This is a genomic window from Halorutilus salinus, assembly GCF_026242195.1.
In the GTDB taxonomy this organism is placed as follows: domain Archaea; phylum Halobacteriota; class Halobacteria; order Halobacteriales; family Halorutilaceae; genus Halorutilus; species Halorutilus salinus.
Genome location: NZ_RKLV01000008.1, coordinates 64,376 through 85,114, shown reverse-complemented (window position 1 = coordinate 85,114; position 20,739 = coordinate 64,376). Strand labels below are relative to the sequence as shown.

Genomic DNA, 20,739 nt, shown 5'->3' with positions numbered 1-20,739 from the left:
CATGACCGACGACCCCGAGTTCACGCATATACAGGACGGTGAGGCGCAGATGGTCGACGTGACCGAGAAGGACGACGTACGGCGCGAGTCGACGGCTTCGGGCGGTATACGTCTACGTGAGGAGACGGTGACGGCTATACGCGAAGGCGATGTCGAGAAGGGGAACGTCCTTTCGACCGCACGTATAGCGGCGATAGACGCTGTGAAGCATACATGGGAGGACGTGCCGATGTGCCACCAGATCCCCGTGACGGGTATCGACACCGGGTTTGAGCTGGAGGAAGACGCCGTCGTCGCACGCGTCTCCGTCACGTCGACTGGGAAAACAGGCGTCGAGATGGAGGCTCTAAACGGCGTGACACGCGCACTCCTGACCGTCTGGGACATGGTAAAGAGCGCCGAGAAGGACGAAGACGGCGGATACCCGGAAGCGCGTATCGAGGACGTGACGGTGGACGAGAAGGTGAAACGTCAGCGGTAGAACTCAACCTCGCCGTCGTCGGTGACGCCTATCTCGACCGACCCGTTGAAACGTTCGCCGTCGAACAGGTCGGAGAGTGTGGTATAGATATGGGTGTACAGTTCGGGGCGCGAGTACCCTATGCTGACGCCGCGGACGTCGCCGACATCGTAGACTGTTTCGACCACCTCGTCGATATGGTCGCCCGTCGAAACCTGTACGCGGTCGGGCGTCCGTATCCTCTTTGCGAGTTCTACAGTCCGACGCGCCTTTTTGACGTTCTCCTCCGCTGTGCTCTCTATCATGCTGACGTTCGCCGTGGTCGTACCGAAATCGTCGGCTATCTCGCGCTGAGTCATGCCCTCGTGACGCATCGACAGAACGCGCGCCTGTCTCTCGGTCAGGAAGGTACCGTCGGTGTCAGGTAGCTCCACGTCTGTTAAACAACTCTGATTAACATAAGCCTTTACCTTAACCAGTTACAGTTTATCTACATGCGACGTAGAGGGTTTGTGGCGGCGCTCGCCGGAGCCACGGCAGGAGTAACGGTACCGGCAACGGGCTGTCTCGGCTCACGCGGCGTGACCGTCCTATCCGCGGGGAGTCTCGCCGTCGTCCTCGACGAGAACTTAGGACCCGCGTTCGAGGACGACACGGGTACGGCGTACAGGGGAGAGTACTACGGCTCCAAGGCTGTCATGCGTATGGTGGAGGAGCGACAGAAGGATCCGGATGTCGTCGTAAGCGCCGACGCGGGTCTTCTGCGCCGACGCCTCTACGACGGTCACACCGACTGGGACGTCGTCTTCGGATCGAACTCCGTCGGTATCACGTACAACGAGGGTACGCGTATCGGCAAAAGGCTCCGGGACGGTGAGCCGTGGTACGAGGTTCTGCGCGACGCCGACGATGGCGATGTAGCCATAAGCGACCCCGAACTCGACCCTCTCGGATACAGGGCTGTCCAGATGTTCGAACTTGCGGAGGAGAAACACGGCTTGGACGGCTTCAAGAACGAGATGGTATCGAAGGTCTACGAGGAGCCACAGGAGCCTCAGCTTCTCGCGGGCGTCCGTTCGGGCACGCGGTCTGCGGCTGTCGCCTACAGGAACATGGCTGTCGACCACGACCTGCCTTTCCATGAGCCACCCGATGAACTGAACTTTTCCAACCCCGAACTCGCCGACACGTACGCCGAAGCCACGTACACGACAGAAGACGGTGACACCGTCAGAGGTTCGCCCGTCCTGTACAACGCCACCGTGCTCGACGGAGCCGACCGGTACGGTGCGGGGATAGGCTTCGTTAACTACCTCCTCGACAGCCCCGATACGCTCAGACGGAACGGGCTGTCGGTTCCTGAGATACGTTACAACGGCGAGGTTCCTGAGGAGGTATCGGCATGAGGAGACGTGAGACGGTCGTCTTCGGCGGTATAGGAGCGGTGCTTTTCCTTTACGTCGTCTACCCTTTCGCGGCATTCTTTATCGGAACACGCGGCGCGGGGTCAGACGTAGGCTCCGGATTCCGCGAGGCGGTCGTAAACTCGCTCGTAACCGCTCCCGTAGCGACGGCGATCGCAACCGTATTCGGCGTACCTCTCGCCTACTTCCTGTCGCGCGCCGAGTTCCGCGGGAAGGTGGTCGTCGAGGCGCTCGTCGTGCTACCCCTCGTACTCCCCCCCGTCGTAGGCGGTGCTATGCTCCTCATGGGGTTCGGCAGGCTCACGACCGTCGGGAGTATCGCCGTCTCGATGGGCGTACCTCTGACGGACAGCCTCGTGGGCGTTGTACTCGCACAGACGTTCGTGGCGTCGCCCTTCGTGGTCGTGACGTCGCGCGCGGGCTTCTCATCTGTCGACGAGGATCTCGAACACGCATCACGCACGATGGGGCACGGTCCGATAGCGACATTCTGGAACGTCTCTCTACCTTCGGCGCGTACGGCGGTTGGTGCGGGCGTCGTCCTGACCTTTGCGCGCGCTATCGGCGAGTTCGGTGCGACGATGATGGTGGCGTACAACCCGCGTACGATGCCGACATTAATCTGGGTCGACTTCATAGCCCGCGGTGTCGACGGCGTCGTGGCTCCCGCACTCGTACTGATAGGCGTAAGCTTGACCGTGATAGTCGCCGTACAGAGGCTCGAACGTATACCGAGGTTAAGACGATGATGCTCGAAGTAAGAGGTCTGACAAAGAGCTACGGCGAAGAGACAGCGGTCGACGGTCTGTCGTTCTCGGCTGAGAGGGGCGAGTTTGTAACCCTCCTTGGACCCAGCGGATGCGGAAAGACGACGGTTCTAAAGACCGTCGCGGGTATACGGACGCCCGATGAAGGACGTGTCCTGCTACGCGGTGACGACGTGACGGGTGCGAAGCCGGAGGAACGTCAGGTCGGTGTCGTCTTCCAGAGTTCGTCGCTTTTCCCACGTATGACGGTGCGCCAAAACGTCGAGTACGCGGTCAAGCCGCATATAGACGACGCCGACGAGAGACGGAAACGCGTCGACGAGGTGCTCGATCTCGTGGAGATGTCGGACAAGTCGACGGCATCGCCCGGCTCTCTCAGCGGCGGGGAGGCGAGACGCGTAGAGCTTGCGCGCGCGCTTTCGTACGAACCCGACGTCGCCCTGCTCGACGAACCTCTGACGGGTCTCGACCGCGCGCTCAGGAACGAGCTAAAGAACGAGATACGCCGGGTTCACGACGAAACCGGCGTTACGACGGTTCTGGTTACGCACGATCAGGAGGAGGCTATCTCCGTCTCTGACACCGTCGTGGTGATGAACGATGGCGAGAAGGAGCAGGAAGGGACACCGCGGGAGGTCTACAGACAGCCACGGACGCGTTTCGTCGCCGAGTTCGTAGGCGAGTCGACGCGTTTCGACGGCGTCGTAGACAGAAGCGGTGACGTGACGACCGACGAGGGGGCGAAGGTACGTGTCAACGGACGCGGCGAGGGCGGTGAAGGCGACGAGGCGTCCGTCTACGTACGTCCCGAAAACGTCGCGCTCGTCCGTGACGTCGACGTCTACGACAACATCTTCTCCGGCGAGGTGGTCGAACTGACGGAGATGGGTAGCCACGCCGAGGCGGTTGTATCGACGGAGGCGGGCGACATACTTTCGGAGGTTCGCGGCTTCTCGGACGTACGTGAGGGGCAGAAGGTTGTCGTCGGCTTCGACGACTCCGACGCGGTCGTCGTAGCCGACGCGGCGGACGGAGAGCCGTGAACCACCGTCGTATTTATCCGGTCGGTTCGCGTAAGACGCGTATGCAACAGGGATTCCGTGAGAACGTCCGTCTTGACGAGGCGCTCGACGCGTTTCTACCTCTGTTCGGTACCGTGGGGTGCGAGAAGGTCGGCTTGGACGAAGCGACGGGGCGCGTTGCAGGCTCGGAGATCGTCGCCCAACGACCCGTTCCTCATTACGACCGCTCCGCCATGGACGGCTACGCGGTGCGCGCCGTCGACACGCACGGAGCCGCGCGCGACTCACCGGCGCGTCTGGACGCCGTGGAGGGGTGCGGAAAGGTGGAAGATGGCGAGACGGCGCAGGTTCATACCGGGACGGCTGTTCCCGACGGCGCGGACGCCGTCGTCCGTGTCGAGGATACGCGGAAGGTCGGCGAGACTGTCGAGGTTTCGGTCGCGGCTTCAAAGGGTGAGAACGTCGCGTACACGGGTGAGGACGTTGAGGAGTGCGAAACCGTGGTCGATCAGGGTGTGCGTCTACGTCCCAGCACGGTCGGCGTTCTGCGCTCCGTCGGTGTCGGGGATGTTGACGTACGGAGGAAGCCGCGCGTAGCCGTCGTACCGACGGGCGACGAGGTCGTCAGGGGCGAGCCTGAGCCGGGTGAGGTGGTGGGTACGAACGCGCCCATGGTGGCGGGGTACGTCGAAAGATGGGGCGGCGATCCGACCGTCCACGGGATAGTCCCGGACGACGAGGAAGCCTTACGTGAAGCGGTCGCAGACGCCGGCGCGGAAGCCGACCTCGTCGCCACCATCGGGGGTTCGAGCGTAGGCGACCGCGACCTTCTCGCCGACGTCGTCGACGGTATCGGTGAGATGCACGTCCACGGCGTCGCCGTCAAGCCCGGTCACCCCGTCGGATTCGGTGTCGTTGGTGAGACGCCCACAGTCATACTCCCCGGATACCCCGTCTCTTGCGTGGTCAACTCTTTCGAGTTCGTACGCCGCGGTGTACGTGCCCTTCTCGGAGTAGACGGCGCGCCTGAGCCGACGAGCATCTGTACACTCGACGGAAAGGTGGCTTCCGACGTAGGGGCAAGAACGTACACGCGTGTCGAGATAGACGAGGACGGTGAAGGACGCGTCGCGCGCCCCGTGCGTACAAAAGGGGCGGGCGTTCTTTCGAGCGTTGCGCGCGCAGACGGCTTCGTCGTCACGCCTGAGGAGCGCGAGGGGTACGCGTCAGGCGAGGATGTCGAGGCTCTCCTCTGGGAGGCGTAGATGAGGAAGGAGTTCCGTGACCTCGCGTCTACCGAAGAGGCGGCGCGCGTAGCCGACGACCTGACTCCCCAAAGGAGCGTAGAACGTGTCGACCTCGTCGGCGCGCGCGGACGCACACTCGCAGAGGACGTCAAGGCGTCGGTCGACGTTCCGGGCTTCGACAGGTCGCTCATGGACGGATACGCCGTCCGTGCCGAGGATACGTACGGTGCCGGTGAGGCGGAGCCGGCGACGTTGACCGTGGTAGGCTCCGTTTCGGCGGGCGAACCGCCGGAGGTGGAGGTAGGCGAAGCCGAGGCGGCTGAGATAGCGACCGGTGCTCCTATACCCGAAGGTGCGGACGCGGTCGTTCCCGTCGAGAGAACCGAGACGGACGGCAACACCGTCGACGTACGGAAGGCGGTTGCGCCCGCGGACAGCGTTATGTTTGCGGGTTCGGATGTCGCGTCGGGCGAGGTCGCTCTCCGTGCAGGGACGACGCTGTCGCAACGCGAGATAGGTCTCGCCGCCGCCGTCGGCTCCGAAACACTCCCTGTCTACGCATCCCCACGCGTCGGTGTTGTCAGCACGGGCGACGAACTCGTCCGTCCCGGAGGCGCGCTCGGAGAAGGTCAGATTCACGACGTCAACACGTTCTCGGTCGCGGCGTCGGTTGAGGACGCGGGCGGCGAAGCCGTCGTATACGACCACGTGGGCGACGACTACGAGGCGATGGTGGATACGATGCGCGAAGCCTCCTCCGACTGCGACATCGTTCTTTCGAGCGGCTCCACGAGCGCGAGCGACGAGGACGTGGTCTACCGTGTCATAGAGCAGGAGGGCGAGCTTCTGTTACACGGCGTCGCCCTCAAGCCGGGACGTCCCACGGTCTTCGGAAAGCTCGACGGTACGCCGTTCGTGGGTCTTCCGGGGAACCCTATAAGCGCCCTTTCGGTCTTCCGTGTCTTCGTCGAGGGTATGTTACGTGACGCCGCGGGCGGGGGTGAAGACGAACGTCTCAGAAGAAGTGCGCGCGTCGCCGACGAGGTACGCGTCGAGGGCGGACGTACGCGGCTTCTACCCGTGGGTCTCGTGGAGGACGGTGACGGGACGACGCTCGCCTACTCCGTCGACAAGGGGAGCGGGGCTACGACCTCACTAACGCGCGCAGACGGTATCGTAAACGTCGAACCTTCGACCAACTACATAGACGAGGGCGAGTTGGTCGAAGTCGAACTCTTCGGCGGTGCGACACCCCCGGCGCTTCTCGGAGCGGGTGAGCGCGACGGCTTCCTCGACTCTGCTCTGAAACAGCACAAGGACGACGTACGGTGGCTTCCGACGGGTTCGGTCGCGGGCGCACAGCGTCTACGTGACGGCGTCGCCGATGTCGCCGCCATCGGTCTGTCACAAGAGGCTCTTGACGCTCTCGGTGTAGACGAGGCGGTTCGCATCCGTGGCTACGACCGTCGCGTAGGCTACGTCGGCGACCCAGAAGGCGATGTCTTCGGCGTCCTTCCCGACGGCTACGCCTTACGCGAGCTTTTCGACGAACGGAACCCGGAGTCTGAGACACGTGTCTTCCGGTCGGAGCGCGGTGCCGCAAACGCCGTCGCGTCGGGTAAGGTGGACTCAGCCTTCGTGGGAGAGGATGTCGCATTAGACCTCGACGCGGGCTTCGAACCGTCGGGCTGGTCGTCGGTCGACATACTCGTAGCCGAGGACAGACGCGACAAGGACGGCGTCGTCGCCTTCCTCAACTCGTTACGCGGTGCGGAGGAGCCCGACGGGTACCGCGTACCCGACGAAGCGGGAGAGCCTCTCCGGGGCTAAACATAAGTCGCTCCACGACGTTTCGAGGGCATGGAAGTATCAGACGTAACGAAGGTACGCGGTTTCGACGACGACGGCTTCGCCAAGACCAACCTGTTCGAGACAGGGAACTTCTTCGCCGACGTCTACCGGTTCGAACCGGGTCAGGTTCAGGAAACGCACGTCCACGGCAACGAGGACAAGCTCTACTACGTCTTGGAAGGCGAGGCGACCGTCAGGGTCGGCGACGAAAGGATGGAGGTATCCGAAGGCGAGGCGGTACTCGCGGGTGCGGGCGACGAACACGGCGTCGAGGCTGTTGAGAGGACACGTATACTCGTCTTCATGGCTCCGCATCCTGCGGCAACCTCCGAAGAAGGTTCCCACGACCACGCGCACGGAGAGGACACCGCCTCGTTCGATATCGGTCTCGTCACTGTTTCGTCGTCGCGCGACGCCTCCGGCGACGAGAGCGGTGACGTTGCGCGGGAACTCGTCGAAGACGAGGGACACAGTATTGCCGAGTACCGTATCGTAACCGACGACGCCGACGCCGTACGTGACGCCGTAGAGACGGTCGTCGAGGACTGCGACGCCGTCTTTACATCCGGGGGTACGGGACTCACCGACGACGATGTTACCGTAGAGGCGTTGCGCCCCGTCTTCGACAAGGAGATCCCGGGTTTCGGCGAGGAGTTCCGTAGAAGGAGCGTCGAGGAGGTCGGAACCGCGGCTATCCTCTCGCGCGCAACCGCGGGCGTCGTCGGCGACTCGGTTGTCTTCTCCCTTCCGGGTAGCGCCAACGCCGTCGAGACGGGCGTATCGTTAGCCCTCGACGAGGTAGGACACGCACTCGGTCTGGTGAGGAGGTAGGGATGTCGGACGAAAACCCGACCGCAGAGAAGGGACAGGTCGCTATCTTGCATTACGTCGGACGTATCGCGGAGGGCGAAGAGGAAGGCGAGATCTTCGACACGACGAACGTCGATGTTGCGCTCGACGAGGGTATCTACCATGACCACCGTGACTACAAGCCCCTCGAACTACGCCTCGGCGAGGGGAACGTCATCGAGGGTCTCGAAGAAGCCGTGGTGGGGATGGAAAGAGGCGACGAGAAGGTGGTCGAGGTCGAACCCGAACGCGCGTTTGGGGGGCGCGATCCCGAGGAGGTCGTAGAGTTCCCGCGCGAGATCTTCGACGACGCGGATATAGAGGTGGGCGAACTTGCGACGACACAGGACGGAAGAAGTGGCTGGGTTACGGAGATCGACGACGAGACGGTGACGGTTGACTTCAACCATGAACTCGCCGGGAAACGCGTCGAGTTCGAAATAAAGCTACTCGACGTACACGGCGAACCGGGTGACGAAAGCGCGAGGACATGGGAGAAGAAGAAAGGGAAGGCTACGAGTCTGGAAAAGGAAGAGGAAGACGGAGAGGGGTAGGAAGAGAAGGGGGGAGAAAGGGGGTTCGTTTCTACCTTACGGCAGTTCGGCGGTCTCTGTCTCAGGCTTCTTCAACCGTCACTTCGACACCGAGCGGGGTGTAAGCGTTCATGCCGTATCCGCCGCTGTCCCACGGGTACAGGTCGTTTTCTATACCACGGAGACCTTCGTCCTGATCTGCGATTTCGCGTGGCTGTGTACGACCCTGTTCGTCCGTCGCGCGTGAGACGAGCGTGTAGTCGCCGGGTTCTGCTTCCCACATGTAACGGAACATCGTCCACGAGTACGGACCTTCGCGGTCGTCGGCAACGAGTTCGGCTTCCTGCCAGTTCTCTCCGCCGTCGGGTGAGACTTCGACTGTTTCAACGGAGTCGTCGCCTGCCCACGCCACACCGAACACCTCTATCATACCGTCGTCGTCGGGTGACACGGTTACGTCCTCGCCCGGCGTCCCGATGGTCGACTTGACCATCTGGTCGTACATGTAGACGTTACGTATCTCTTCGCTCTCCATCTGGTCACGTGTGTCGAAGGTACCGATGGATCTGTTGTGGAGGGCGCGTTCGTCCTGTTCGGGCACGATACGGTACGAGTACTGTTGCCAGTGTGTGTGCGTACGCTGTCCGGTTCCGTCGTACTCCTGTCCGGCTTCGGTGTACGGTTCGGGACGCGCCTCCCAGTCGGGACCGAAGACCATCGTGTCCATGACCTCTATCTCGTCGAGCCACTTGACGTTGTTACAGCCGTACCATCCGGGTACGAGAATACGGAGAGGGAAGCCGTGTTCCATGTTCATCGGCTCGCCGTTCATCTCGTAGGCGAGGAGGCAGTCGTCCATCACCTTGCTCATGGGTATCGACCGTGTGAAGTAGTCCTCGCCCTCAGGGTTGTCGCCACCGGTAGCGCGGAGCCACATGCCCTCTCCCGTGTCTGCTCCCACGTCCTCAAGAACGTCACTGAGCGGCGTGCCCGTCCACTCGGCGTTGCCTACGGCACCGTAGTGCCACTGGTTACCCGCGACCTCGGGTTCGAAGTACGACCGACCGTTACCCGAGCACTGCATCGTGTGCGTGACGGTCTCGGTCGAGTAGTCGTTCATTATCTCATCCATCGACATCTCCATCTCCTCGTCTCCCATGACGAGCGTAAGCGTCCAGTCCTCGGCTGTCACGTCGGGCGAGTAGTAATGGTTACGTATGAAGTGATCCTCGCGCGGCGTTATGAACTGGTCGTCGTAAACCTCCCTCGCACCCGCCTGTGCGTTCTCGGGTTCGGGGGACAGTATTTCGAGACCCGGATACTTCTGTTCGAGGTACGCAACCGTACCGCGTTCCGGCTCTCCGTCGTCGGTATCAGTCTCGTTACCTCCGGTATCTTCGTCCGTCTGGTTACCGTCCGTCTCGTTCTCGGCGGGTTCGCCGCCGCCGAGACAGCCCGTCAGAACCCCCGTGCCGGCTACAGCGCCGGACGCCGCGAGGAATCTGCGTCTGTCGAGGTATCTGCTCCTATCAGACTTAGACGTCTTAGACTTACCTTTCTGCGACATAACTAACGGTTAATTCTCTCACAGGCACATAAAGCTTCCCCCGGAGTACGTAGCTGTACGTCGGTGTACTTACGCGTCCGTCATTCGTCGACGACCGTAATCTTCCCCACCATCCGTGTCGCATGAGGGACGCAGACGTATGTGTACTCACCGGCTGTTTCGAACGTATGGCTGAAGGTTGAGTCTACACTGTTCACGGAGAGATGGCTGTCGCCTTCGTACGACCTGAACGGCTCCGCACCCTCCGGGTTCTCGCACTTGTAATGGGCGTCGGGGTCGGAGGTGGCGTTGTGACCGCCGCTTGCGAAGTACCACTCGACCGTACCGCCGACGGTGACCTCGACCTCCTCCGGTTCGAACGCCCATCTTCCTTCGGGTCCCGCGGTCACCTCGACGTAGTCCTGAGGTCCTTCGTCCGCCGTCTCGTTGGCGTCCGTACCCTGATCCGTCTGGTTGTCGGTGTCGTTTTCGCCGGATCCGTCGCCGAGGCATCCCGTGATGCCCGCCGTACCCGTTGCGATCGCTGTACCCGCAAGTCTGAGAAGCCGTCTTCGTTCCATCTTGTACCGGGTATGGCGTTTTGGTGTAAAAGCTTGCCGCTACGGTCGGTCGTGCACCCAGAACTCGCCGTCCTCCGTAACCTCCTTCTTAAATATAGGTACCTCGCCCTTGAGACGGTTGATCGCGTCCTCGACTGCGCTGAAAGCCTCGGCGCGGTGACCCGCGAGCACGACGACATGGACGGCGTCCTCCTCTGCGCGCACGACGCCCGTCTCGTGGTACATCTCGACCTCGTAGACGCCTTCGCGTGACTCGATGTCGTCGCGTATCGCGTCCATACGGTCGTCGGCGACGTCGTCGTACTTCTCGTATTCGAGACGTGTCGTACGCGCGTCTTCGAGGTTTTCCTCGCGCACGCGTCCCGTGAAGGTTGCGACTGCACCCGCACGTTCCGAGTCGTCGCTCTCCTCAACGCGCCGGACGAGTGAGCCGAGAGTCTCGCGGCGCGGTGCGTTCTCGACGACATCGACGAGTTCTTGCGTCTCCGCCTCGTCTCCGTCATTCATCACGACGTTGCGTGCGCCGGTCTCCCCCACAGCTATCTTGGGCAGGGTCGTGTCACGCCCGCCTTCGACCACGGCGTAGTCGTAGCCGTCGTCGGCGAGGTCGTCGAGCGTCTCTGCGAGGGCGTCGAGTTTGTCTTCCACGTCGGAGAAGCTGAAACGGCGTTCGGGCGTCACGCCGACGACACGTCCCGCGCCCGCCTCGCTGTGTCTGTACGTATCCTTACCTTCCTCGTCGACGCGTACGTCGTGGTGTATAGACTTGACCGTAGCAGTCTCACCGCGTTCGTTGAGCGCGGGTACGAGACGTTCGACGAGCGTCGTCTTTCCTGAGTCGCTGGATCCTACAACGCAGACGGCTTTCATGGTACCCGTAACGCGCCGGACGTAATCAAGCTGGCGACGGTTACAAGTAGACCGCGGGCGTACTCCGTCCATGGTACGCGTACGTCTGTTCGCGGATATACGTGAACTCGTCGACCAACAGTCGGTCGAAGCGGAGGGTGAGACGGTTGGTGAGGCTATCGAGAGCCTCGTCGCGCGGTATCCGTCGCTCGAAGAACGTCTTTTTACCGACGGTGAACTCCGCCCTCATCTCAACCTGACCGCGGACGGTGAACCCGTCGAAGCCGACGCGCCGACGGAAGACGTAGAGGAGATCGCAGTCTTCCCGCCCGTGAGCGGAGGTAGTTCAATCCGAGACCTGCGGCGCGGGACTCTCGACCATAGGTAGCTCGTGATCACCGTCCGTCTCGGCGGTTTCGACGTAGTCGGGGTTACGCACCCATTCTCCCTCTCCGTTCCTTACCATGTACTCGCCGTAGTACGGAACGCGGTTGTCTACGACGCGCTCGAACGCGTCGCGTAGCTCCTCATCGGACGCGTCTTCGGTCGAAATCAGGTCGTCGTTGCGGTTGAGACAGCCTTTTAGCTCGCCCTCGTGCGTAACACGGACACGGTGGCAGTTTGCGCAGAACTCGGCGTTCTCGACGGGGTCGACTATCTCGACAACGGTTCCGTCGATGATATAACGGTCGCGTGCGTGCATCTCGCGCGTCTCAACCGTCTCTGCGCGTTCGTCGAGGTAGCCGTGTATCTCGTCTATGTCGACCCTGTAATCCACATCGCCGACGAGTTCGGGCATGTACTCGATTATCTGGAGGCGCAGACCTTCGTGGCTCGAAGCGTGGTCGACCATGTCGGGCAGGTGGGGGCGCATCGGCTTCGCCATCACCATGTTTAGCTTGAGCGGTGTTAGACCAGCCTCGACCGCCGCACCGACGCCTTCGAGGACGTGTTCGACACCGCCCTGCGTTATCTCGCGGAAGTCGTCGGAGTCGAGGGCGTCGAGCGAGACGTTTACGCGTTCCAGACCCGCGTCGGCGAGTTCGGTCGCGCGCCCCGGCAGGAACGTGCCGTTGGTCGTCATGCTCACCTCCGTACCTTCGAGCGAGGCTATACCCTCGATTATCTCATCGAGGTCGGCGCGTAACATAGGTTCGCCGCCCGTGAGCTTGAAGTTACGTATACCGTAGCCGTGTGCTACCTCTGCAACGCGCAGAACCTTCTCGGTCGACATCTCGTTCTCGTCGGGTTCCGAGGGTCCGCGTGTGTCTCCTAAGCCCTCGTTGTGGCAGTAGAAGCAGTCGAAGTTGCACCGATCGGTGAGCGAGATACGTATATCGGTGGTCTCGCGTCCGAACGAATCCACAAGGAGGTCATCCATGCAGTCGGATAAGGACGCTACCGTTTTAAGCTTTGCCCGGAGTTACGGTCTCAGTCGGATCGACTGTCGAAGACCGCTTTTTCCAAAACGAAGCCGAAGCTTTATGCGAGCCGGCGTAAAACTGTGGCGTATGAGACCTAGCCGGAGTGGTCGTTTTTTGGGCGGTAGGTAGAGCCACCGCTCCGGCGTTCTTCTCGGAGGAAACTGTATGAGCGACAGCAACGGCTACGACCACGGAGAGGTAGAGCAGAGGTGGCAGAACGTATGGCGCGACGAGGGCGTCTTTAACGCCGACGACTCCGCGCCGAGCGGCGACAAGAGGTACGTTCTCGGTATGTTCCCGTACCCGTCGGGTAAGCTACATATGGGACACGTACGTAACTACACGGTTACGGACGCTTACGCCCGTTTCAAACGTCTCCAAGGCGACGAGGTTCTGCATCCGATGGGGTGGGACTCGTTCGGGCTTCCCGCGGAGAACGCCGCACTCGAACGCGACACCAGCCCGCGCGACTGGACGCTTGACTGTATAGAGACGATGCGCGACCAGATGGAGGCGATGGGGTTCGGCTACGACTGGGAACGCGAGGTTACCACATGCGAACCTGACTACTACAGATGGAACCAGTGGCTGTTCAAACGTTTCGCCGACGAAGGTCTGGTCGAGTACAAGGAGGGCGAGGTCAACTGGTGCCCCGACTGCGAGACGGTTCTCGCAAACGAACAGGTCGAGGAGGACGCGTGCTGGCGGTGTGAGACGCCCGTTGAGGAGCGCGCGCTCGACCAGTGGTATCTCTCCATCACCGACTACGCGGGCGAACTACTCGACGGTCTGGAGACGCTCGACGGATGGTCGGAGAGCGTCAAGGAGATGCAGAGAAACTGGATAGGCAGACAGGAGGGCGCGACGGTTCCTTTCGATGTAGAGGGACACGGCGACGTAGACTGCTTCACGACACGTATCGACACGGTGTACGGCGCTACCTTCGTCGCTCTCGCCCCCGAACACCCCGTCGCCGAGGAGGTAGCCCGTGACAACGAAGAGGTCGCGGACTTCATCGAAACCGTCGACCCCGACCGCGAACCCGGCGGCAAGAAACGCGGCGTCGACACGGATCTGAAGGCGACGAACCCCGCGAACGGCGAAGAGGTACCCGTCTACGTCGCCGACTTCGTTCTAACCGACGTGGGTACGGGCGCTATCATGGCGGTTCCGGCGCACGATGAACGCGACCACGACTTCGCGCGCGAACACGGTATTCCGATACGTCAGGTCGTCGCACCGCGTGAGGGGGAAGAGGGTGCGACGGAGGTCGACGTAGACGAGGAGGCTTTCACAGATGACGGCGTTCTCGTCAGCTCCGGCGATCATGACGGTCTGACGAGCGAGGGGGCGCGCGAGGCGCTCGTCGAGTACATCGACGGCGCGGATGAAACCGTCGACTACCGTCTCCGTGACTGGCTCATATCGCGTCAGCGTTACTGGGGAACGCCCATACCCGTCGTCCACTGCGACGACTGCGGTCCTGTATCCGTGCCCGACGACCAACTCCCCGTAGAGCTACCCGAGTTCGTACAGACGAGCGGAAACCCGCTCGACGAGGTGGACGGATTCGTGGAGACGACCTGCCCCGAATGCGGCGGCGACGCGAGGCGCGAGACGGATACGATGGACACCTTCTTCGACTCTTCGTGGTACTTCCTGCGTTACACGTCGCCCGACTACGACGATGCGCCCTTCGACGAACCGACGGCGAACGACTGGATGCCCGTCGATCAGTACGTCGGGGGTATCGAGCACGCGATCATGCACCTCCTGTACGCGAGGTTCTTTACACGTGTCCTGAACGACGCAGGCATGGTAGACGAAGCCGAGCCTTTCGACGAACTCGTCACACAGGGCATGGTTCTTCTTGACGGCGAGAAGATGTCCAAGAGCAAGGGCAACGTCGTCTCCCCGCAACGTATCGTCGAGGAGTACGGAGCGGACACGGCGCGTCTTTTCATGATGTCCGCCGCTCTGCCCGAAAAGGACTTCGACTGGACGGAGAGCGGCGTCGAGTCGAACCACGGCTTCCTGCGGCGTCTCCACGGTATCGTAACAGGTTTCGACGCCGAAGGCGAGGGAGGAAACCGACCTGTCGACGAGTACGTACGGCGTGAGATAGACGCGACCGTCGAACGCGCCGCGGAGGAGTACGACGGCTTCCGTTTCAACTTCGGCGTACGCGCCACAAAAGACCTCGTCTCGACCCTCGAAGCCTACGCCGAGGCGGTCGAAGCCGACGCCGGTGTTATGGAACGCGGTCTGCGCGCCGTCGTGGTTTCGCTGTCGCCCGTCGCGCCCCATATCGCCGAGGAGCTATGGGACGAACTCGGTGGCGAAGGACTCGTCGCGGAGGCGGACTGGGTGGATGCACAAGCGCCCGAAGGGTACGGAAAGGAACAACGTCTCGTCGAGGATACGCGAGAGGACGTACGCGAGATACGTGACGTCGCCGACATAGACGACGTTGAGGAGGTGCGCGTCATCGTCTCCCCCGGATGGAAGCACCGCGCGCTTGAGGTCGCTCTCGAAGCAGAGGGCGACGTTATGGGCGAGATAATGTCCCACGACGAGATACGTGAGAAGGGCGACGAGGCGGCGAAGTACGGCGGCTTCCTTCAGAAGAACCACAGGTCGCTCGAAGCTGAACTCGGCGCGGGGCGCGAGAAGGAGGCGCTCGAACGCGCCGCGTGGCTATTCGAAAAGGAGTTCGACGCCTCCGTCACCGTCGAACGCGCCGAGGGGAGCGACTCCGACCGTGCGGACAAGGCGCGTCCGGGTAAGCCCGCGATAGAGATCAGCTAAGAGACGCGCGTATCGACGACGACGTGCGCGACGCCCTCGGCGACGCCTTTTACGCGGCGTACGTCCGTATCGGCTTCGTATCCGTGCCCCCGCGCCGCCTCCTCGACCGCGCACACCGTCTCCTCGCTCTCTTCCTCGTGTACGGCGTCGTGGACGTGTAGCATACCGCCGTCGGCAACACAGCCGAAGGCGTGGTCGAGGTAGCCTTCATCGGTCGCATCGAAATGTCCGAGTATAACACGATCCGCCGTAACGTCGACGTTTCTGCAGTCGGTGTGTCGCGCGTCGAGGCTTTCGGAGACGCCGTTTCTGCGCGCGTTCTCGACGAGGTAGCCGTGCGCTTCTCGGCGTACCTCGGCGGCGGTCACCTCCGCACCGCCGACAGCCGCAGGGACGGCGAAGTATCCGATACCCGCGAACATGTCGAAGACGCGTTCGTCCTCCGAGACTGTACCGCGCATCCTGACGCGCTCCGGGGCGTTACCAACCGAAAACATGACGCGCGCCGGGTCGAGCGCGAACACAAAGCCGTTCTCGCTGTGTACGGTCTCCGTACCGCGTTCGCCCGCGACGTGCCGCGTCCGCGGGACACGTTCCTCGCCCTCGACGCCCTCGTGCGCGAGAACGCCGCCGACACCGTGTAGCTCTTCGAGGGCTTCCGCAACGGCGTGCTCGCGTTCACCGTCGGCATCACCGAAGTTCACGAGCGCCACGTCGCCGACGAGCGAAAACGAAGGCGGGTCGTCGACGTAGTCGCCGAGAGAGACACGCCGAATCACGGGATCGTCCTGTTCGACCGTCTCGTACCCACCGAAACGGCGTGTCACAGGAACCTCGACGTTCGCGCCGACCTTGCGCACGCTCCGCGAACCGTCGTAGACACCCCGTTCGCGCGCCTCGCGCATTACCTCCTCCGTCCGAGGAGGCGCAACCCGGAGTGCGAGCGCCGTCTCCATCACCAGATGAGTTCGTCGTCGTTTTCGAGCATGTAAAGCGTCCTCGCCGCGATGTTGACGGCGTGGTCGCCGACGCGTTCGAGGTCACGTATGGTCAGAAGCAGACGTGACGTCTCCCCAAGAAGTAGCTCCATCTCTTCGTCGGTTTCGATATCGATCCCCCTTATGAGGTCACGCATTATACGTTCGCTCGCGTCCTCACATCTCCGATCGAGCCTTTCGTCGCGATCGTCTATACCGTAACACGCCTCGATATCCTCGTTCTCGTAGGCGGCGACGGCGTCGTTTACCATCTCGGACGCGAACTCACCCACCTCCTGTACGTCGACCTCGGAGAAGTACGTCCGGCGCGCGTCGAGCGTGTACTCGCCGAGGTTCGTCGCGAGGTCGGCGATACGTTCGAGGTCGGTGATTATCTTGAACGACGCCGCTATGAGACGTAGGTCGCCCGCGACGGGCTGTTGTAACGCGATAAGGTCGACGCACTCCTGCTCTATTTCGAGGTAGAGTTCGTTGACCTCGTCGTCGCCGTCGATGACCTCCCACGCGAGATCCTCGTCCTTGGTTTCGAGCGCCTCCATCCCTTTGTCGAGACGTTCGAGAACGAGGTCGCTCATCCCAACAACGTCTTTGCGTAGCCCGTCAAGACGTTCCTGGTAGTCCTCACGCGGCATCGTCTGTCTCTTCCTCCAGTGTCTCAGTTACCATACTACCGTTTAGCGCGTCCGGTACTTATTTCTAAGGTCGCGCGCCGGTCAGTCGAGAACCTCGTCGAGGTCGATCTGTTCTGCGAGCAAGTCTTCCTTGTCGTCGGCGACATCGGCGCGCTTGTTTATGACGCGTGTGAGCGGGCCCACGGGACGTACGTTTCCGACGAGTATAGCGCCGACGAGCCTTCCGTCCTTGAACGCGAGCCTGCGGTGCTCCTTCTCGCCGTACCTACGTGACGCGAACTCGTCGCCCTTCGTCGGGCTACCGAGCGACATGAAAGGCATCGAGAAATGGGAGACGGAGTACTTAGGTACGATGGAGAACGTCTCCATCTCCTCTCCCGCCTCGCCCGCCGCCATGTTACGACCGGCGACCTCGCCCTGTTCCTGAGCCGAGTCCCACGAACCGTTTATGTTGTGCTCGCCGACGAGAACGTCGTAGAACTCCGTAATGTCGCCCGCGGCGAAGATGTCGGGATCGTCGGTCTGCATATGCTCGTCGACGATGATACCTTCGTCGGTCTCGGCGGGCGTTCCGTCGAGCATACCCGTGTTGAGATCGAGACCGATACAGGCACCCGCCATGTCGCAGTCGTAACGCGTCCCGCTCGTGCCGACGACATCCGTGACGTGACCCATACGGTCGACCTCGAAACGGTCGACGCCCTCGCCGAAGACGGGTTCGACGCCCGCCTCACGGAGTTCGTCGTGTATTATCTCAGCGCCCTCCTCATCCATCGCGTACCTCCACCATCTGTCGCCGCGCATCAGGTACTTTCCGTCTACGTCGTTCTCGGCGAGCGCGAACGCGAAGTCGATACCCAGAAGCCCTGCGCCGACGACGATACCGCTCTCGGCGTCCTCGGCGTCCCTACGTATCCGACGCGAGTCGATGAACGTCCAGAAGTTGTGTATACCGTCCGCCGTTGAATGAGGCACAGGGAGGTCACGCGGCGTTCCGCCCGCGGCGACGAGAAGCTTGTCGTAGCCGAGTCCGTCGCCGTTATGCAGGACGACCTCGTTTTCGTCCGACTCGACCTTCCAGACGTGCGTGTCGAGCATCAGGTCGATACCGCGTTCGTCGTACCACGACGCGTCGTGTATCTGTATGAACTCTTCCGCCATCTTTCCCTTGGCGAACTCCTTGATGTTGATACGGTTGTACAGGGGTTCGGGTTCTTCGGTGATTACGGTTATGTCGGCGTCCTCGTTCTCATCGCGTAACGTCTCGGCGGCGGTCGCTCCAGCGATTCCGTCGCCGATTATAACGTACTGGGTCATTGTTTGAGGGTTGCCGTCGGCGAGTTAAATATCGGTCGGTTGTGAACAGCGTTAATCAAAGATTATCAGGTATCCGCGCCGACGCACCACACCGTTCCGGCGGGCGCACCGTCAGATTGATACCGTACGTCTTCTTGTGGACGAACATGGAAGGAGACCTACTTAACAGCGTCGTATCGGGGTTTATCGGTCTCGTGATAGGCGTCGTCATAACCTTCGGTGTCTGGCAGATGACGACGACACCTTGGGATCTCGCCGGTGTCCTCGTCGCAGTCGGTATCGCCTCGTTCTTTTCGGCGTTCGGTGCCGGGTACGGTGAGAGCACGGAGAAGTAGATGCCGCGTCTGTTCGTCTCCGTCGACCTCCCTCCCGAACTGGAGCCAAGGGTGCGCGACATACAGTCGTACCTGCGCGGAACGCGCGCCGACCTACGTTTCACAAAGCCCGAACAGGCGCATCTGACGATGAAGTTCGTGGGCGACGTGCCGGAACAGCGTCTCAAGGCGGTCAAGGAAGCCGTCGACGAGGCGGTGGAGGCTGTCGAACCGTTCGATGTTAAGCTCGGAGGTACGGGTGTCTTCCCGTCACGCGACTACGTCAGCGTCGTCTGGGTCGGCGTGTGCGAAGGCGTTGACGAACTCACGCGTCTACACGGCGCTCTCGAAGACCACCTCGTCGGACGCGGACTTGCGGACGAGGCGGAGCACGACTACATGCCACACGTTACCTTGGCGCGTATGAACAGCGGTCGTGGCAGAACCGAGGTTCTCGACTTCGTAGACGAACACGAGGACGTGACAGTCGGAGGCTTCGAGGCTTCGCGTCTACGTCTCAAAAGTAGCGTCCTACGTGACGACGGTAGCGTACATACGACGGAGCACGAGGCGGAGCTTTAGGATCGCGCGCCGTCGGTCGCTCTACTCGACGACTACCTCGCCGACCATCCCCGCCATCTCGTGCGGTATACAGACGTACTCGTGCGTCCCCTTCGTCTCGAACGTGTGTTCGTAGTACGTGCCTTCGGTGATCGCACCCTTACCGTTCTCCCAGCCTTCGCGCGCCTCTTCCTCCGATGAGAAGCCGCCCGAAGCCCAGTATTCTGCGTCGTCGGGTATACCGTCGCCGTAAGCCGTCACGGAGTGTGGCTCCCCGGCTGTATAGACCCAAGCAACCGTGTCACCCTGCGATACTTCGAGAGTCTCGGGTTCGAAGACAACCGCCTTGGAGTCGACGACATGGTCGGCGTCGGGTTCGCCCTCATAGACGTTGGGTCCGCCGGTTAGCTCCGTCCCCCCTCCGTGACCGTCGCCTGAGGAAGTCTCGTCCACGGGCGCGTCGTCCTCGGCACCTGCCACGGCGAAGCACGCGTACAGCGTTGCGTCCGCGTACGTGCCGAGAGCTTCGCGTACCCCCTCGGCGTTGTTGAGCGCGGTTATGTAGCCGTCGAGCGCGGACTCGAACCCCTCGTACGCCTCGGTGCTGGCTTCCTCAACCATCTCATGGACACGCGCCTGCTCGAAACGTCCGAAGACACCGCTCATGACCGAGGAGCCGTCCCCTCCCGATTCACCGACGAGCGCCGCGTCGTAGCCCTGTGCGGACATCATGGCGAGATGTCCGGCACCCACCGTCTCTTCGTTGTCGGCGACCGAGTACGCGCCTTCGACAGCCGCCTTTACCGTGTCGCCGTACGCACCGACGTTACCGTTCGCCATCTCGGACATGGACGACTCGAAGCTCTCGTAAACCTCGCTGTTCGCCTCCTCTACGGGGTCGTGCGCATCAGCCGTCTCGAAACGCGAGAAGACGGACGTAGCCACCGATGAACCGTCACCGCCCGCCGACTCTGCGATACGTGCGTCACTAAGCGCGGTTCCCAGAGCGAGTAGGTCGAGCGCGTACGCGTCGTTCTCAGAGACGTGGGCACGCTGAGCCGACGCGAGATGTTCGTCGGCGCGTCCTGCTTCCTCGCGTGCGGTTTCGACGTCGCCCTCTTCGACGGCTTGACGGAGCGCGCCCAGCGCCTCCTCAAAGCCCTCGTACGCCTCGGCGTCGGTTTCCTCAAGCGCTTCGTGAGCGCCGTACTCGCCGCCTGCACCCTCGAAACGCGCGAAGATCTCCTGCGCTGTCCCCGCCGCAGTGTCTGTCGCGCCCGCCGAAGCAAAGGCTACGGGATCGTACAGACGTACGCGCATACGGTTCCATTCGGCGGCGACCGCTGTCTCGGCACCGACACCGCCCGTGGAGGTCTCTTCTGCTTTCTCCTCGGCTTCCTCTCTGCCTTCCTCGTCTGCCGTCCCCCCGCCACCGTTGGCTTGGTTCCCTTCGGTCTCACCGTTCCCCTCTCCTTCACCGCCAAGGCAGCCGGTTGCCGCACCAGCCGCGGCTACGCCCGCCATCCGTATCAGACTGCGTCTTCTGTGACTCATAC

General features: G+C 62.1%; 21 protein-coding genes. 12 read left to right on the top strand and 9 right to left on the bottom strand.

Going from position 1 to position 20,739, the window contains the following annotated elements; genetic code table 11:
* The first annotated feature begins 1 nt into the window (after position 1).
* The gene (gene moaC, locus EGH25_RS08945; RefSeq protein WP_266087761.1) at positions 2-481 is read left to right on the top strand and encodes a cyclic pyranopterin monophosphate synthase MoaC; all 480 of its coding nucleotides are present in this window, start codon (positions 2-4) and stop codon (positions 479-481) included.
* Here the strand turns inward: moaC and EGH25_RS08940 are convergent.
* Positions 472-894 carry a Tfx family DNA-binding protein gene (locus EGH25_RS08940; RefSeq protein ID WP_266087759.1) on the bottom strand — a complete coding sequence of 141 codons (423 nt, stop codon included), beginning with the start codon at positions 892-894 and terminating at the stop codon, positions 472-474. The two genes, moaC and EGH25_RS08940, sit on opposite strands and share 10 nt — an antisense overlap.
* A gap of 60 nt (positions 895-954) precedes the next feature.
* On the opposite strand from EGH25_RS08940, the gene EGH25_RS08935 reads away from it, so the two are divergent.
* From EGH25_RS08935 to EGH25_RS08905, 7 genes are read left to right on the top strand one after another with little or no spacing between them, the layout of a single operon-like run.
* Complete coding sequence (locus EGH25_RS08935; protein WP_266087757.1) at positions 955-1,866, top strand: extracellular solute-binding protein; 912 nt, start codon at positions 955-957, stop codon at positions 1,864-1,866.
* Positions 1,863-2,633, top strand: coding sequence for an ABC transporter permease (locus tag EGH25_RS08930; protein ID WP_266087755.1), 771 nt, complete (start codon positions 1,863-1,865; stop codon positions 2,631-2,633). Before EGH25_RS08935 ends, EGH25_RS08930 begins: the two co-directional genes overlap by 4 nt.
* On the top strand, positions 2,633-3,694 hold the full coding sequence (locus EGH25_RS08925; RefSeq protein ID WP_266087753.1) for an ABC transporter ATP-binding protein: 1,062 nt from the start codon (positions 2,633-2,635) through the stop codon (positions 3,692-3,694). Before EGH25_RS08930 ends, EGH25_RS08925 begins: the two co-directional genes overlap by 1 nt.
* A gap of 41 nt (positions 3,695-3,735) precedes the next feature.
* The gene (locus tag EGH25_RS08920) at positions 3,736-4,938 is read left to right on the top strand and encodes a molybdopterin molybdotransferase MoeA (RefSeq protein WP_266087751.1); all 1,203 of its coding nucleotides are present in this window, start codon (positions 3,736-3,738) and stop codon (positions 4,936-4,938) included.
* A complete protein-coding gene (locus EGH25_RS08915; protein ID WP_266087749.1) occupies positions 4,939-6,750 on the top strand; it encodes a molybdopterin biosynthesis protein in 1,812 nt (603 codons plus the stop codon).
* 30 nt (positions 6,751-6,780) lie between these two features.
* Complete coding sequence (locus tag EGH25_RS08910; protein WP_266087747.1) at positions 6,781-7,602, top strand: molybdenum cofactor synthesis domain-containing protein; 822 nt, start codon at positions 6,781-6,783, stop codon at positions 7,600-7,602.
* 2 nt (positions 7,603-7,604) lie between these two features.
* Positions 7,605-8,174 carry an FKBP-type peptidyl-prolyl cis-trans isomerase gene (locus EGH25_RS08905; RefSeq protein ID WP_266087745.1) on the top strand — a complete coding sequence of 190 codons (570 nt, stop codon included), beginning with the start codon at positions 7,605-7,607 and terminating at the stop codon, positions 8,172-8,174.
* Between the two features lie 61 nt (positions 8,175-8,235).
* On the opposite strand, the gene EGH25_RS08900 is transcribed toward EGH25_RS08905, so the two are convergent.
* The 3 genes from EGH25_RS08900 to EGH25_RS08890 form a co-directional block, all read right to left on the bottom strand.
* Positions 8,236-9,720 (bottom strand): molybdopterin-dependent oxidoreductase, encoded by a 1,485-nt coding sequence (locus tag EGH25_RS08900; protein WP_266087743.1) that lies wholly within the window; start codon positions 9,718-9,720, stop codon positions 8,236-8,238.
* 80 nt (positions 9,721-9,800) lie between these two features.
* A complete protein-coding gene (locus EGH25_RS08895; RefSeq protein WP_266087742.1) occupies positions 9,801-10,280 on the bottom strand; it encodes a plastocyanin/azurin family copper-binding protein in 480 nt (159 codons plus the stop codon).
* Between the two features lie 39 nt (positions 10,281-10,319).
* Entirely contained in the window at positions 10,320-11,150 is an 831-nt protein-coding gene (locus EGH25_RS08890) for a molybdopterin synthase (RefSeq protein WP_266087741.1), read from the bottom strand.
* A gap of 70 nt (positions 11,151-11,220) precedes the next feature.
* On the opposite strand from EGH25_RS08890, the gene EGH25_RS08885 reads away from it, so the two are divergent.
* Positions 11,221-11,517 (top strand): ubiquitin-like small modifier protein 1, encoded by a 297-nt coding sequence (locus tag EGH25_RS08885; protein ID WP_266087740.1) that lies wholly within the window; start codon positions 11,221-11,223, stop codon positions 11,515-11,517.
* Here EGH25_RS08885 and moaA read toward each other — a convergent pair.
* A complete protein-coding gene (gene moaA / locus EGH25_RS08880) occupies positions 11,476-12,510 on the bottom strand; it encodes a GTP 3',8-cyclase MoaA (protein WP_266087738.1) in 1,035 nt (344 codons plus the stop codon). The genes EGH25_RS08885 and moaA overlap by 42 nt on opposite strands.
* 208 nt (positions 12,511-12,718) lie before the next feature.
* Here moaA and leuS point away from each other — a divergent pair, with 208 nt between their 5' ends.
* Positions 12,719-15,361 (top strand): leucine--tRNA ligase, encoded by a 2,643-nt coding sequence (gene leuS / locus EGH25_RS08875; RefSeq protein ID WP_266087736.1) that lies wholly within the window; start codon positions 12,719-12,721, stop codon positions 15,359-15,361.
* On the opposite strand, the gene EGH25_RS08870 is transcribed toward leuS, so the two are convergent.
* The 3 genes from EGH25_RS08870 to EGH25_RS08860 all read right to left on the bottom strand — a co-directional run bounded on the left by EGH25_RS08870 (position 15,358) and on the right by EGH25_RS08860 (position 18,308).
* Positions 15,358-16,317: a class I SAM-dependent methyltransferase gene (locus tag EGH25_RS08870; RefSeq protein ID WP_266087734.1), complete on the bottom strand. Its 960-nt coding sequence runs from the start codon at positions 16,315-16,317 to the stop codon at positions 15,358-15,360. The genes leuS and EGH25_RS08870 overlap by 4 nt on opposite strands.
* Entirely contained in the window at positions 16,317-16,991 is a 675-nt protein-coding gene (gene phoU / locus EGH25_RS08865) for a phosphate signaling complex protein PhoU (RefSeq protein ID WP_266087732.1), read from the bottom strand. The genes EGH25_RS08870 and phoU overlap by 1 nt, the downstream gene beginning before the upstream one ends.
* A gap of 81 nt (positions 16,992-17,072) precedes the next feature.
* A complete protein-coding gene (locus tag EGH25_RS08860; protein WP_266087730.1) occupies positions 17,073-18,308 on the bottom strand; it encodes an NAD(P)/FAD-dependent oxidoreductase in 1,236 nt (411 codons plus the stop codon).
* 146 nt (positions 18,309-18,454) lie between these two features.
* Between EGH25_RS08860 and EGH25_RS08855 the strand changes: the two genes are divergently transcribed.
* Together EGH25_RS08855 and thpR are read left to right on the top strand one after the other, a co-directional pair.
* A complete protein-coding gene (locus EGH25_RS08855; protein ID WP_266087728.1) occupies positions 18,455-18,643 on the top strand; it encodes a hypothetical protein in 189 nt (62 codons plus the stop codon).
* A complete protein-coding gene (thpR, locus tag EGH25_RS08850; protein WP_266087726.1) occupies positions 18,644-19,204 on the top strand; it encodes an RNA 2',3'-cyclic phosphodiesterase in 561 nt (186 codons plus the stop codon).
* Positions 19,205-19,225: 21 nt separating this feature from the next.
* Here thpR and EGH25_RS08845 read toward each other — a convergent pair whose 3' ends face one another.
* Complete coding sequence (locus tag EGH25_RS08845; RefSeq protein ID WP_266087724.1) at positions 19,226-20,737, bottom strand: DUF5059 domain-containing protein; 1,512 nt, start codon at positions 20,735-20,737, stop codon at positions 19,226-19,228.
* Positions 20,738-20,739: the final 2 nt, after the last annotated feature.

Coding starts and splice junctions, on each gene's coding strand:
- EGH25_RS08910 (WP_266087747.1), top strand. CDS start 6,781: ATGGAAGTATCAGACGTAACGAAGGTACGCGGTTTCGACGACGACGGC.
- EGH25_RS08900 (WP_266087743.1), bottom strand. CDS start 9,720: ATGTCGCAGAAAGGTAAGTCTAAGACGTCTAAGTCTGATAGGAGCAGA.
- EGH25_RS08935 (WP_266087757.1), top strand. CDS start 955: ATGCGACGTAGAGGGTTTGTGGCGGCGCTCGCCGGAGCCACGGCAGGA.
- EGH25_RS08845 (WP_266087724.1), bottom strand. CDS start 20,737: ATGAGTCACAGAAGACGCAGTCTGATACGGATGGCGGGCGTAGCCGCG.
- EGH25_RS08920 (WP_266087751.1), top strand. CDS start 3,736: ATGCAACAGGGATTCCGTGAGAACGTCCGTCTTGACGAGGCGCTCGAC.
- moaA (WP_266087738.1), bottom strand. CDS start 12,510: ATGGATGACCTCCTTGTGGATTCGTTCGGACGCGAGACCACCGATATA.
- thpR (WP_266087726.1), top strand. CDS start 18,644: ATGCCGCGTCTGTTCGTCTCCGTCGACCTCCCTCCCGAACTGGAGCCA.
- EGH25_RS08930 (WP_266087755.1), top strand. CDS start 1,863: ATGAGGAGACGTGAGACGGTCGTCTTCGGCGGTATAGGAGCGGTGCTT.
- EGH25_RS08890 (WP_266087741.1), bottom strand. CDS start 11,150: ATGAAAGCCGTCTGCGTTGTAGGATCCAGCGACTCAGGAAAGACGACG.
- phoU (WP_266087732.1), bottom strand. CDS start 16,991: ATGCCGCGTGAGGACTACCAGGAACGTCTTGACGGGCTACGCAAAGAC.
- EGH25_RS08895 (WP_266087742.1), bottom strand. CDS start 10,280: ATGGAACGAAGACGGCTTCTCAGACTTGCGGGTACAGCGATCGCAACG.
- EGH25_RS08870 (WP_266087734.1), bottom strand. CDS start 16,317: ATGGAGACGGCGCTCGCACTCCGGGTTGCGCCTCCTCGGACGGAGGAG.
- EGH25_RS08925 (WP_266087753.1), top strand. CDS start 2,633: ATGCTCGAAGTAAGAGGTCTGACAAAGAGCTACGGCGAAGAGACAGCG.
- leuS (WP_266087736.1), top strand. CDS start 12,719: ATGAGCGACAGCAACGGCTACGACCACGGAGAGGTAGAGCAGAGGTGG.
- EGH25_RS08860 (WP_266087730.1), bottom strand. CDS start 18,308: ATGACCCAGTACGTTATAATCGGCGACGGAATCGCTGGAGCGACCGCC.
- moaC (WP_266087761.1), top strand. CDS start 2: ATGACCGACGACCCCGAGTTCACGCATATACAGGACGGTGAGGCGCAG.
- EGH25_RS08885 (WP_266087740.1), top strand. CDS start 11,221: ATGGTACGCGTACGTCTGTTCGCGGATATACGTGAACTCGTCGACCAA.
- EGH25_RS08915 (WP_266087749.1), top strand. CDS start 4,939: ATGAGGAAGGAGTTCCGTGACCTCGCGTCTACCGAAGAGGCGGCGCGC.
- EGH25_RS08855 (WP_266087728.1), top strand. CDS start 18,455: ATGGAAGGAGACCTACTTAACAGCGTCGTATCGGGGTTTATCGGTCTC.
- EGH25_RS08905 (WP_266087745.1), top strand. CDS start 7,605: ATGTCGGACGAAAACCCGACCGCAGAGAAGGGACAGGTCGCTATCTTG.